Origin of the sequence: Pseudomonas urmiensis (assembly GCF_014268815.2) — a bacterium.
Classification (GTDB): Bacteria; Pseudomonadota; Gammaproteobacteria; order Pseudomonadales; family Pseudomonadaceae; genus Aquipseudomonas; species Aquipseudomonas urmiensis.
The window spans coordinates 1043236-1057315 of the sequence record NZ_JABWRE020000001.1 but is presented as its reverse complement, the minus strand read 5'-3'; the positions used below and the strand labels follow the sequence as shown (position 1 = coordinate 1057315).

Below are 14080 nucleotides of genomic sequence, written 5' to 3'. Positions count from 1 at the left end.
TCGATAAATGCCTACACAACGCCTTCGTCCCCAGGCCTTGGCCCTGGTCATTCGCCGCACCCTGCGTCAAGCGGCGCCTGCCGCACTGGGCCTGAGCGCCCTGATGCCGCTATCGGCCATGGTCCAGGCCCAGCAGGTGCAATTCAACATTCCGGCGCAGTCGCTGGCCAGCGCATTGCTGGCGTTCGGCTCGCAATCGAACCTGCAGGTGCTGTATAGCCCGCAGGACGTCGAAGGCAAGCGCAGTGCCGCCATCTCCGGCGCCATGGAGCCAGCCCAAGCGCTGCCCAAGTTGCTCCAGGGCACCGGCGTCAGCTACCAGATCGAAGGCAACCAGGCCACCATCCATGCCCGGGAGGGGGGCAATGCGGTGGAACTGGGGGCAACCAACATCAATAGCCAGGGGTTGGGGCAAACCACCGAGAACACCGGTTCCTACACCACTGGCGCCATGCAGACCGCGACCAAACTGCCGCTGACACTGCGCGAAACGCCGCAGGCGGTCACAGTGATTACCCGCCAACGCATGGATGACCAGTCGATGCGCAGCCTCGACGACGTGGTCCAGGCCACCCCAGGCCTGCGCATGTCGGCGGCGCGCCCGGCCAACAGCGAGTACTTTTCGCGCGGTTTCCCCATCAGCAACCTGATGTTCGATGGCCTGCCGACCACCTACAACGCCGACTGGGTCGCGGCGGCCGACATGGCCCCCTACGACCGCGTCGAGATCGTCCGTGGGGCAACCGGCATGATGCAGGGTGCCGGCAACCCGTCGGCGGCCATCAACATGGTGCGCAAGCGTCCCACCAAGGAGTTCCAGGGCAGCGTTACCGGCTCCGCGGGCAGCTGGGACAACTACCGTGGCGAGCTGGACCTGAGCGGCCCGCTCAATGACAGCGGCAGCGTGCGTGGCCGTTTCGTCGGTGCCTACAACGACAAGGACAGCTTCCAGGACTATGCCGGCCGCGAGCGTGGCTTGTTCTACGGCATCACCGAGTTCGACCTGACCGACGACACCACCCTCACCGTGGGTGCGTCGAACCAGAACGACAACAACAACATCAACTGGGGTGGCCTGCCGGTCAACCGTGATGGCAGCCATGTCGGCTACTCGCGCTCCACCAACGTCGGCTACGACTGGAGCTATCAGGACATCAACAACACCACGCTGTTCGCCGAAATCGATCATCACTTTGCCAATGACTGGCGCTTGCATGTGGCGGCGTCCAAGAACTGGTCCGATTTCGCTTTGCAAGGCGCCGTGTTCGAGCGCGAACTCAAATCGGGCGTTGAATCATTCCGCCAGCGCGTGTTCAACCAACGCCGGGACTACGACCAGTCCAGCTACGACATCTACGCCAATGGCCCTTTCAAGCTGTTCGATCGCCAGCATGAACTGGTGGTCGGTGCCAGCAAACGTGAAGTCAAGACAACCGCACACGGCGGTACGGTGTTCATTCCGGTCGACAACCTGTTTGCCGTCAACCCAAGCGGTATCGCCCGACCCAATGTCCCCGACGAGTACGACCTGAGCGAGCATGTCGAGCAGGAAGGTGTCTACGTCACCACGCGGCTGAACATCGCCGACCCCCTGAAGGTGATCATCGGCGCGCGCCTGGACTGGTATGACAATCAGTCAACCTACAACGCAATCGCCGACGGCTACTACACCAATAGCGATTACAAGATCACCCGTAACGTTACCCGTTACGCCGGGGTGATCTACGACCTGGATGACAACCACTCGGTGTATGCCAGCTATACCGACATCTTCATGCCGCAATCGGAGCAGGGCCAGGGCCGCTCCATCATTCGCCCGATCGAGGGCAAGAACTACGAGATCGGTATCAAGGGCGAGTATTTCGACGGTGCCCTCAATGCCAGCGCGGCGATCTTCCAGATCGACCAGGAAAACCGTGCAGCGGAGTCTGCCAATCAAAGGGGCTGCACTGACTACATCTGCTACGAGGCCTCCGGCAAGGTCAGGACCCAGGGTATCGACCTGGAACTGATGGGCGCGCTGACGCCAAACTGGCAAGTGGGTGCCGGCTATACCTATTCGCAAACCAAGTTCTTGAAAGATGCCAACAAGGCCAAGGAAGGCAGCAAGTTCGACAGCGATCTGCCCGAGCACCTGTTCAAACTCAGCACCACCTATACCCTGCCGGGTGAGCTGAACCAGTGGCGTGTCGGCGGTAACGTCTACGGCCAGAGCGGCATCTTCAACAAAGGTAGCAATGCCTTCGGTAACTACCGGATCGATCAGGGCTCGTACGCCGTGGTCGGGCTGATGGTGGGCTACAAGGTCAACAAGAATCTCGATACCCGCCTCAACCTCAACAACATCTTCGACCGCAAGTACTACCAGGGCATCGCCGGCAACAATACCTGGAGCCCGTACGACGTATACGGCGACCCACGCAACTTCACCCTCACGGCCAAGTACAGCTTCTAAGCAGCGCCTGGGGTAAAAAAAATCCGCATCCCTCACAGGATGCGGATTTTTCATTTGCGCTTCGTGGGCGATCTCACAGCCTTTCGCGCAACGCCTCCACCACCAGCGCCAGCCCCTCTTCAGCCTCCTCGATGATCAAGCCCATGCGCATGAAGTCATGGGTCACGCCCGCCATCACCTGCAAGCTCACCGGCACCCCGCCCTCCTCCAGGTGACGCGCATAAGCCACGCCTTCGTCATGCAAAGGATCGCACTCGGCCACCAGCAGCAAGGCCGGCGCCGCCTGTGGCGATACCGCGCCGAGCAACGGCGAGAAGCGCGGGTCGAGACGGTCCGCAGGTTGCCGGGCGTACTGTCGATAGAACCATTCGAGGGTCTGTTGTTCGAGCAGATAGCCGCTGGCATAGCGCTGCGTCGAAGCGCGGCTGCGGCTGGCATCGGTCACCGGGTAGACCAGCACCTGCAGCCGTGGCGCGGGCAGCTGCGCCTGCTCAGCCAACTGGCTTGCCAGCACGGTGGCCAGGCTGGCGCCGACGCTGTCGCCCATCACCGCCAGACGGTTGCGCTCGATGCCCAGCTCAGCGGCGTTGTCGACCAGCCAGCGCCAGCCATCCAGCGCATCGTCGACCGCCGTCGGGAAACGCCACTGTGGCGCCAGGCGATAACCTACCGACAGCACGGGCACGCCCGCCTCTTGGGCCAGGTTCCAGCACAAGGCATCGTGGGAGTCGAGGCTGCCTACCACGTAGCCGCCACCATGCAGGTACATCACCGCCGCGCCCAACAGGTGCGGATCGGCCTCCGGTGGCCGGTAGAGGCGCGCCTGCAAGGCATGGCCATCGCGCGCGAGCAAGGTCAGGTTGTCGATCTGCTCGGGCTCCTCGGCCTTCGGCGCCATCAGCGCCGAGGACTGCTCGAATTGCTCACGGGCTTGATCTGGGGTCAGCGCATGCATCGGCAGCACCTTGCCAGTCGTGCGGCCCTCCTCCACCAATTTCAGGTAGGCAGCCAGGTCAGGGTTCAGCGACATCGGTATTCTCCAAAAGGGGCTGCACCCGGCAGCCCCGTCAGCTCAAGTAACAGCAACAGTTCAGGCCTGGCCAGTGCTCGGCAAGCGCCCAAGGGCATGCTCCAGCGCGTCCAGCACGGCGGCGTCATGAGGAACCTGGAAGTGCCCGCAGGACAGCATCGGTGCATGGTCCAGCGACTGCCCGAGCTGGGCGGCCAGCGCCGCACGCTCATCCTCACGGCCAGCGACCCACCAGCTGCGGGGCAGTACCTTGACCCCTTCGCACACCTGCAGCTCACGTGACAGGCGCTTGAGGGTGCGCGCGGTGAGGAACACTTGAAGCAGCTCCTCGACCCCCAAACCTGCGCCTTCGGGCACATCGCCAAGGGCCTGGACGATCAACTCACGGGCGCCAACCGCGCTCTCTTGACGCGGATCGCCGCGATCTACCGTACGCGCTGCCGGTAGCGTGGCCTGGAGCAGTTCGTTCAAGTCATCCAGCCAGTGATCCGCCTGCTGGGCGGATTCGCGGCTCGGCACGAAGCTGTCCAACAGCGCCAGCAATTGCACCTGTTCACCTTCGCCCTCCAGCTGCGCCGCCATCAATGCAGCCAAGGTGCCACCGAGCGACCACCCCAGCAGCCGGTAGGGCCCTTGCGCCTGGCGCTCGCGCAGGCAGGCCACGTAGTCACGCGCCAAGGCCTGCAACGATGCCGCCTGCCAGCTTGCATCGAGCAACTGCCGGGCCTGGATGCCGATCACCTGGCAGCGGCCGTTGAGTCGGCGTGCCAGTGGCTCGTAGTCGAACACCGTACCGAAGCCGGCATGCACGCAGAACAGCGGTGCCTGCCCGGCGACTTCGCCATTGAACGACAACAGCGGCGTCTGCTTGGCAGAGGCGGCGGTGAGCTGGGCGATGCTTGGCTTTTGCATCAAGTCACGCAGACGCAGGCTGAAACCATGTTTCTTCAAGGCCCGCGACTTGGCCACCACCTGCATGCTGAGGATCGAGTCGCCACCGAGCTCGAAGAAGTTATCGGTGATACCGACCTGCTCGACCTTCAGCACTTGCTGCCAGATCTGCGCGATGGCCCGCTCCAGGTCGTTGCGCGGCGGGACATGCTCGCTGCACGCCTCGATTGCCGGCAGCGCGTTACGGTCCAGCTTGCCATTGGGGCTCAGTGGCAACTGCTCCAGTACCATCAGTTGGGCCGGCACCATGTACTCGGGCAACTCCCGCTTCAGCCGCTCGCGCAACTGCTCGGCAAGGTTGCCTTGCGCGTTGCCGACCAAGGTCACATAGCCCACCAGCTGTTTACCGCCCGGGCCCTCCCTGACCACCACTGCGGCCTGGCGCACCTCCTCCATCTCGCTCAGGCGTGCCTCGATCTCACCCAGCTCGATGCGAAAACCCCGCACCTTGACCTGATTGTCCAAGCGCCCGAGGTAGTCGAAGGTGCCGTCAGGGCGCTGGCGCACCAGATCGCCAGTGCGGTACAGGCGCTGCCCCGGGCTGTTCGGGTCGGCCACGAATCGCTCTGCGGTAAGCCCTGGACGATTCAGGTAACCCCGTGCCACGCCCACTCCGCCCAGATACAGCTCTCCGGCCACACCGGGCGGCAGTGGATTGAGATCGGCATCCATGACATAGCCGCTGCGCTGGCCGACCAGGTGGCCAATGGGCGCGTAGACTGCGCCGCAGGGTTGCTCGGGGCCGGCTTTCCAGATCAGCGGGGTGACCACGGTCTCGGTCGGCCCGTAGCCGTTGATGATGTAGCGCGGCCGGAGGAACTGGTGGGCCTGCTCATAGCTGGCCTGCGGCACCGCATCGCCACCGAAACAGTAGATGCGCATCGCGGGCGGGTTGCCATCCTCGCGCACCTGCTCGATCAACTGCTGCAAATACACCGGTGGGAAGGCCGCCACGGTGACGCCATGGCGATGCATGGCCTGGCAGGTCTGCTCCGGCGTCCATAGCTCATCACCGCGCAGCAGCACGCTGGCGCCGTGGGTCAAGGCGGTCAGCCAGCGTTCATGGGCGCCATCGAAGGCAAACGACATGAACAATAGCTCGCAGTCCGCCGGCGTCATCTCATAACGCTCGCCCACTGCCTGGCAGTGCATGGCCAACGCCCCCTGGCTGACCACCACGCCCTTGGGCATACCGGTGGATCCGGAGGTATAGATCACGTAGGCCAGGTTCTCAGGATCGACCGTGACCTGCGGCGCATGCTCCGGCCATTGCTCAGCCGCGAAATCGTCCAGATCAAGCGTGTGCAGGGTCGCCACTTTCGGCAAGTGGGCGATGGCCGCGGACTCGCAAAGCAACAGGGCGATACCCGAATCCTGCATCAGGTAGCTCAGGCGCTCCTTGGGGTAGGCAGTGTCGATCGGCACATAGGCCGCACCGGCCTTGAGCACCGCCAGCAACGCTACGATCAGTCGTTCACTGCGCTGCAAGGCAACCCCGACGCGAACCTCCGGGCCGACCCCTTCGGCGATCAAGGCATGGGCCAATTGGTTCGCCGCGCGATCGAGCTCGGCAAAGCTCAGGCTGCGCTGATCGACTTTGACCGCGGTGGCCGCGCCGTGTTGGGCTGCCCAATCCGCGATGCGCTGATGCACCAACTGCGCCGGCTGCGCGTGCTCGACCGGGGCCGGGTTCGCAGGTGCCTGAGCCAGCAACCCGAGGTTGCCCAGCGGCGCTTGCGCATCGAGGGTCAGCGCCTGCAACAGCGCCTCCATGTTCGCCCGGATACCTTCGACCGCCTCATCGCTGAAGCACTGGCGCAGGTACATGTACTCGATGATCAGCTGCTCCTCGACAATCACCATCAGGTCCATCGGGAAGTCAGTCAGGCCTGATCCGCCGACATCGCCGAACTGCAAGGTATCGTCCTGCCAATCACGCAGGGTGCGATCAAGCGGCTGGTTCTCGAAGACGATGATGCTGTCGAACAATGCCTGGCCACTGCGACCCGACCAGCGCTGCAGATCGCCCAGCGGCGTGTACTCGTGATCGCGCAGCTCCAGGTTGATCCGCTGCAGCTCTTGCAGCCACTGGCCGACCTGAGCTTGCGGGTCGACCTGGTGAATCACCGGCAAGGTGTTGATGAACAGCCCAAGCATGCTCTGCGCCCCTGGCAACGCTGCAGGGCGTCCCGCCACGGTGGCGCCGAAGGTGACGCTGCGCTGGCCACTGTAGCGACTGAGCAGCAACAGCCAGGCGCCTTGCACCAGGGTGTTGAGGGTAATCCGCTGATCCTGGGCGAACGCCTTCAACGCCTCGGTCTGCTGCTGGCTGAACCGGCTGTAGAGGGCGTGGTGTCCGCTGCCACGCTCACCACTTGCGAAGGCGTCCGCCAGGTAGGTTGGCTCCTGCAGAGCGGCCAGTTGCTGGCGCCAGAACACCTCGCTGTGGCGCGGGTCCTGCTGGCGCAACCAGCCGATGTAGTCGCGGTAGGGCACCACCTCGCCCAACGCCTGCCCCGAGTAGCAGGCGAGCACTTCGCCCATCAACTGCGAGGTGCTCCAGCCATCGAGCAGGATGTGGTGATAGGTCCAGATCAGTTGCTGACGATCCTCGCCCAGGCGCACCAGCAACAGGCGCTGCAGCGGCGGCTGGTCAAGATCGAAGCCACGCTGGCGCTCTTGCTCGGCCAGGGCTTTGAGGGCGTGCTCGGTATCGTCGCGCCCACGCCAGTCCAGTTCGCGCAGCGGCACTGGCAGCTCGCGCAGGACGAACTGCAGCGGCTCGTCCAGGTCCTGCCAGAGCAAGCCGGTGCGCAAAATATCGTGGCGCGCCATCACCTGCTGCCACGCCTTTAGCAGACGCTCTGCCACCAACCCCTGCACCGGTACGCTCAGCTGGTTGACGTAAAGCTCATCCTCGCGACTGGCGTTCAGGCTCAGGAACAGCATGCCCTGCTGCATCGGCGACAGGCTGTACAGCCCATCCACCTGCGCATGCTCAAGCGGCAGCGCTTGCACCTGGGCCTCGCTCAAGCCATGCAGGGCCACCGGCTGCTGGGCAACCTCGCGCCATTGGCTGACGCTGTCGGCCAACTGCTCGATGGTCTGCTTCAGGAACAGGTCGCGGGGGGCGATGTCCAGGCCCATTTGACGGGCCTGGCTGACCACCTGGATGGCGATGATCGAGTCACCGCCCAGGGCGAAGAAGTTGTCCTGGATACCGACCTGCGGCAGATCCAGCACCGTTTGCCAGATGTCCACCAGTTGCTGTTCCAGCGGCGTACGCGGCGCCACGTGCGCGGCCCTGGCAGCGCTGAAGTCGGCTGCCGGCAGCAGATTGCGCGCCAACTTGCCATTGGCCGTCACTGGCATGCTAGCCAGCAGCAACAGGTGCGCCGGCACCATGTAGTCGGGCAAGCCCTGAGCGAGGAACTGGCGCAGCGCCTCGCGCCATTGCCGCCCAGCCTCGCTGTCATCGGCGACCCGCTGCGGCTGGACCGGCACCAGGTAGGCGACCAACTGCTTGCCGCTCGGCCCGTCCTGGGCCAGCACCACCGCCTCGCGCACCTGCTCGTGCTCCATCAGGCGTGCCTCGATTTCCCCCAGTTCGATGCGCAGGCCGCGGATCTTCACCTGGTGGTCGATCCGCCCGACGTAGTCGATCACGCCGCCCTCGCGGTAGCGCGCCAGATCGCCAGTGCGATACAGGCGGCCACCCTGGGCGTCGAAGGGGTTGGGGACAAAGCGCTCGGCGGTCAACGCCGCACGCCCATGATAACCGCGCGCCAGCCCCACACCGGCCAGGTACAGCTCACCATTGACCCCACGCGCTGCCGGGCACAGGTCGGGCTCGAGGATGTGCGTGCGCAGGTTATCGATCGGTTGGCCGATCGGCACGCTCGCGCCCTGCTTGCCGGCGCAGGTCCAGTGGGTCACATCGATTGCCGCCTCGGTCGGACCGTACAGGTTGTACAGGCCAGCCTGCGGCAAGCGCTCCAGGCATTGCTGGGCCAGCGGCGCCGACAACGCCTCACCGCTGCAGACCACCCGGCGCACGCTACGGCACCGCTCCACGTCTGTGCTGGCCATGAACGCCTGGAGCATCGACGGCACGAAATGCAGGGTAGTGACTCGATGCTCGATGATGGTCTGGCACAGCCGCTGCGGATCACGGTGGTCACCCGGCAGGGCAATGGCCAGGCGAGCACCGGTCATCAGCGGCCAGAAGAACTCCCAGACCGAAACATCGAAGCTGAACGGGGTTTTCTGCAGCACCGTGTCGCTGGCATCCAGCCCATAGGCGCGCTGCATCCACTGCAAACGGTTGAGCAAGGCCTCGTGGGTATTGCCAGCGCCTTTCGGTCGCCCGGTCGAACCCGAGGTGTAGATCACATAGGCCAGGTTGCCCGGCGCCAGCGTCAGCTGCGGTGAGCTGTCGACATAGGCCGCCAGCCAGCCTGGCGGCTGGTCCAGGCACAGGCTACGTACCGTGCTCGGAATGGGCAGGCGCGCGACCAGCGCCTGCTGGGTCAGCAGCAGGCCGATGCCACTGTCCTGCATCATGTACGCCAGACGATCAGCGGGGTAATCCGGGTCCAGCGGCACATAGGCGCCGCCTGCCTTGAGCACGGCCAGCAAGCCGATCACCAACTCCAGGCTGCGCTCCAGCGCAACCCCCACCAGCACTTCCGGGCCAACCCCTTGTTCGCGCAGCTTGTGTGCCAGGCGGTTGGCGCGCTGATCGAGCTCGGCGTAGCTCAGGGTCTGCTCTGCGAACAGCAGCGCGGGCGCATGGGGATGGCGCTGGACGTGGTCCTCGAACAGCTGATGGACCAAACGCTCACCAGGATAGGCCACTTGGGTTCGGTTCCACTCGCCGACGATGCGCAGCTGTTCGGCCTCATCGAGCATCGGCAGTTGCACCACCGGCAGGTGCGGGTCGCGGCTCACCGCCTGCAGCAGGTTGCGCCAATGCCGCGCCATCTGCTCGATGGTCTGGCGATCGTACAGTTCGGTGGCAAAGGTAAACGCCGCAGCAATGCCGGCGGCATGTTCGACGGTGTCCAGGGTCAGGTCGAACTGGGTGCTGTGCAGCGCCCAGTCCACCGCCTCGATACGCAGCCCACTGACCTCACGCGGCGCGCCCTTGGCCTCGGTCTGGTGGTTGAACATCACCTGGAACAATGGGCTGTGGTTGAGGCTGCGCTCCGGTTGCAGGGCATTGATCAACTGCTCGAAGGGCAGGTCCTGATGAGACTGGGCATCCACGGCCGTCTGGCGCACCTGTTCGAGCAGCTCGCTGAAGCGCTGGCGCAGGTGGAACTGGGCCTTGAGCACCTGGGTGTTGACGAAGAAGCCGACCACCCCCTCGGTTTCGCCCCGGGTGCGGTTGGCCACAGGCACCCCCACGCGGATATCCTGCTGCGCCGAATAGCGGTGCAACAAGGCCTGGAAGCTGGCCAGCAACAGCATGAACACCGTCACGCCTTGGGCTCGCGCCTGGGCCTTGAGTGCCTGCACCAGTTCATCGTCGAGCACCAGCCGCACCTGGTCGCCCGCTCGACTCGGTTGCGCCGGGCGTGGACGGTCGGTCGGCAGCTCCAGCACCGGCTGCTGGTCACCCAACTGGCCCAGCCAGTAATCCAGCTGCCGCGCTTGCTCGCCGGCCTCCATCCACTGGCGCTGCCAGGCGGCGTAGTCGGCGTACTGTACCGCCAGCGCGGCCAAGCTGACCTCGCGGCCCTGGCTGTAGCCCTGGTACAGGCTGACCAGTTCGTCGACCAGTACCGCCATCGACCAACCGTCAGTGATGATGTGGTGCAGGTTGAGCACCAACACGTGCTCCTGCGCGCCCAGACGCAGCAGGTCGACCCGCAGCAGCGGGCCGCGCTCCAGATCGAACGGCTGGCGGGTCAGCGTTTCCACTGCCTCGCGCAGTCCATCGGCGGACACCTGCGCGTGGCCGATCTTCCACTCGAACGCCTGTGCTGCATGGATGACCTGGCGCACTTCGCCGGCCTCCTGGGCGAAGGTGGTGCGCAGGCTTTCGTGGCGTGCCAGCAAGGTCTGGAAGGCACGGCTGAGCGCAGCAACGTCCAGCGCCCCTTGCAGGCGCAAGGCCGAGGCGATGTTGTAGGCGCTACTGTGCGGCTCCAACTGCCACAGCACCCACTGCCGTTGCTGGGCGTAGGACAGCGCCAGCGGCGCACCGCGCTCGAGCGCGACCATCGCCGGCTGCGCTTGGCTGCCACCGGCGCGGGCGACCCGCTCGGCGAAGCCGGCCAGGTCCTGGGCCTCGAACAGGCTGCGCAGCGGCACTTCGATGGACAGTTGCTGACGCACCCGGCCGACCATCTGCGAGGCCAGCAGCGAATGGCCACCCAGCTCGAAGAAATTGTCGCCAAGGCCGACCTGCTCAACCTTGAGCACACTGGCCCAGATCGCCGCCAGCTGCTGCTCAAGGGGCGTACGCGGCGCCTGGTGCACACGCTGCTGACGACTGAGGTCGACCGCCGGCAGCGCCTTGCGGTCGAGCTTGCCGTTGGGCGTCAGCGGCATGCGCTCGAGGAACGTCAGGTAAGTCGGCACCATGTAGTCCGGCATCTGCCCCAGCGCATGGGTTCTGAGCGCCTGGCGCAAGACCTCCAGTTGCGCATCCTCAAGCTGCAAGGTGGCCGGCTCATGCGCGACGATGTAGGCCGCCAGTTGCTTGCCCAGCGGTCCATCGACATCGATCACGGCAATCTCGCGCACGGCCTCGTGCGCCTGCAGGCAGGCCTCGATTTCGCCAAGCTCGATGCGGAACCCGCGAATCTTCAACTGATGGTCGATACGCCCCATGTACTCGAGCACACCGTCATCACGATAACGCACCAGATCACCCGTGCGGTACAGACGTCCGGCACCGAACGGATCCGGGATGAACCGCTCGGCGGTAAGGCCTGGGCGGTTCAGATAACCCCGTGCCAAGCCATCGCCAGCGATGAACAGCTCGCCGCTGACCCCCACCGGAACGGCCTCGAACTGGGCATCGAGGACATGGAAGGCGGTATTGCCGATCGGCCGTCCCAGCCACACCTGGTGGCTGTCGCTGACCCGTTCGAGCCCCGACCAGATGGTGGTTTCGGTCGGGCCGTAGAGGTTCCACACATGCCCGGCCTGGTCGATCAGGCGCTGGGCCAGTTCGCCGGTCAATGCCTCGCCGCCGCTGAGCAGCTTCTTGCCGCGCAGCGCTTGCGCCGGCGCATTGTCCAAGAGCATGCGCCAGGTCGAGGGCGTCGCCTGGATGACGCTGACCGCCTGCTGCTCGATAACCTTGAGCAGGGCGAAAGGGTCCTTGTTCTGCTGCTCGGCCAGCAGCACCACGCTGGCCCCATGCAGCAACGGCAGGTACAGCTCCAGCCCGGCAATGTCGAACGACAGCGAGGTCAGCGACAGCACACGATCGCTGGCGTCGATGCCGGGTTGCTCGGCCATGGTCCAGAGGAAGTTGACCAGCGCGCCGTGCCGCACACTGACGCCCTTGGGCCGGCCGGTGGAGCCGGAGGTGTAGATGACGTAGGCCGGATGATCCGCGGCTACCTCGATGGCCAGGTTGTCGCCCGGGTTGTGCGCGAACTGCTCTGCCTGGCTGTCCAGGCACAGGCAGGCCACCTGCGCCGGTACCTGTAGCCTCGCCACCACCGCGCTTTCGCTGAGCAGCAAGGCCAGGCCGCTGTCCTCCATCATGTAGGCCAGGCGTTCGCTCGGATAGTCTGGATCGAGCGGCACATAGGCGCCGCCTGCCTTGAAGATCGCCAGCAGGCCGATGATCATCCGCGGGCCGCGGGGCATCGCCACCCCCACCAGCACCTCAGGCCCCACGCCCTGCTCGCGCAGGGCGTGGGCCAACTGATTAGCGCGCAGGTTCAGCTCGGCGTAGCTCAGCGTCTGCTCGCCCCAGCGTAACGCCGTGGCATCCGGGGTGCGCTGCACCTGCTGCTCGAACAGGCGATAGACACTCTGCCCGACCGGGTAGTCCATCGCCGTCTGGTTCCATTGCGCCGAGATCCGCTGGCGCTCGTCGTCTTCGAGCAGGGCCAACTCGATGACCCGCTGCCCCGGCTCACGACATACCGCCAACAGCAGGTTGCGCCAGTGGCGGCCCAACTGTTCGATGCGCGAGGCATCGAACAAGTCGGTGGCATAGGTCAGGGATGCAAACAGGCCGTCGGCATGCTCACTGGTGTCCAGGGTCAGGTCGAACTGGGTGGTGCGTGAATCCCACTGCAAACCCGCCACATCAAGGCCGCTGACCTGCGCCTGGACGGCGCTGCTGCGCGTCTGGTGATTGAACATGACCTGGAACAGCGGGCTGTGGCTCATGCTGCGCTCGGGCTGCAACGCCTCGACCAACTGCTCGAACGGCAGGTCTTGATGGGTCTGGGCCTGCAGGGCGGTCTCGCGCACCTGCTGCAGGACATCGACAAAGCGGCTGTGCACGTCGAAGTCGGCCTTGAGCACCTGGGTATTGACGAAAAAGCCGATCAGCCCCTGGATCTCGCTGCGGTTGCGGTTAGCCACTGGCACCCCGACACGCACCTGCGGCTGGCCGCTGTAACGGTGCAGGAGGGTCTGGAACGAGGCTAGCAGGAGCATGAACAAGGTCACCCCCTGCGCTTTGGCCAAGGCCTTGAGCGCCTGCAGCAGGTCGGCATCGATGTCGAGCGTGATCCGCTCGCCGCGCCCGCTGGGCACCACCGGGCGGCTGCGGTTGGTGGGCAGGCTCAGTACCGGTTGCTCACCGCCGAGGGTGTCCTTCCAATAGGCAAGCTGGCGCTCCTGCTCGCCAGCTTCCATCCAGTTGCGCTGCCAGATGGCGTAGTCGGCATACTGCACCGCCAGCGCCGGCAGGTTGACCGCCCGGCCCTGGCTGAAGCCCTCGTAGAACTGCACCAGATCGTTGATCAGGATGGGCATCGACCAGCCATCGGCGGCGATGTGATGCACGCTCAGCACCAGCACATGCAGGTTGGCGGCCAGTGGCAGCAGATGCATACGCAGCAACGGCCCCTGCTCAAGGTCGAACGGCTGGCCGATGCACGCCTCGACCTGCTGCCTGAGCCCTTCGTCGGCAGCCTCAGGCGCAGTCGGCGGCAGTGGCTCGAGCTGCAGTTGGAAAGGCATCTGAGGATGGATGACCTGCACCACCCGTTCGCCGTCCTGGCGGAACGTCGTGCGCAACACCTCATGGCGCTCGATCAGCGCCTGACAGGCGCGTTGCAAGGCTTGAGGGTCCAGTTCACCGGCCAGTTGCAGCGCCGCACCAATGTTGTAGGCGCCACTGCTCGGGTCCAGTTGCCAGAGAAACCATTGCCGCTCCTGGGCGTAGGACAACGGCGTAGGGTCGGCACTGTCACGGGCGAAGATGCGCGTGACCCCATAGAGGTTGACACCCTGCCGCTTGAGCAAGGCGGCCAGGGCCTTGCGCTCCCGTGACGACAATGACTCTACGGAATCGAGCAATGCTTGCACTAGAACATCTCCTACCAGGGCACCGGTCCCCGCCTGCGAGCCAACCAGCCCGCGACATGCCGACGATGCTGCCGAACAAATGAAAGAGCCGGACAGGAGCCGGCTCTGGGTGTACTGAAGTTGACGAGCCA

The 14080-nt window shown here is 65.0% G+C and carries 3 protein-coding genes; 1 reads left to right on the top strand and 2 read right to left on the bottom strand.

Translation table 11 applies throughout. The annotated features are described in order from the left end of the window. Window positions 1-7 precede the first annotated feature (7 nt). Window positions 8-2455: a TonB-dependent siderophore receptor gene (locus HU737_RS04685; RefSeq protein ID WP_186555679.1), complete on the top strand. Its 2448-nt coding sequence runs from the start codon at window positions 8-10 to the stop codon at window positions 2453-2455. 73 nt (window positions 2456-2528) lie between these two features. On the opposite strand, the gene HU737_RS04680 is transcribed toward HU737_RS04685, so the two are convergent. Further along, on the bottom strand, window positions 2529-3485 hold the full coding sequence (locus HU737_RS04680; protein WP_186555678.1) for an alpha/beta hydrolase: 957 nt from the start codon (window positions 3483-3485) through the stop codon (window positions 2529-2531). A gap of 60 nt (window positions 3486-3545) precedes the next feature. Further along, entirely contained in the window at window positions 3546-13949 is a 10404-nt protein-coding gene (locus HU737_RS04675) for a non-ribosomal peptide synthetase (protein ID WP_186555677.1), read from the bottom strand. Window positions 13950-14080 lie beyond the last annotated feature (131 nt).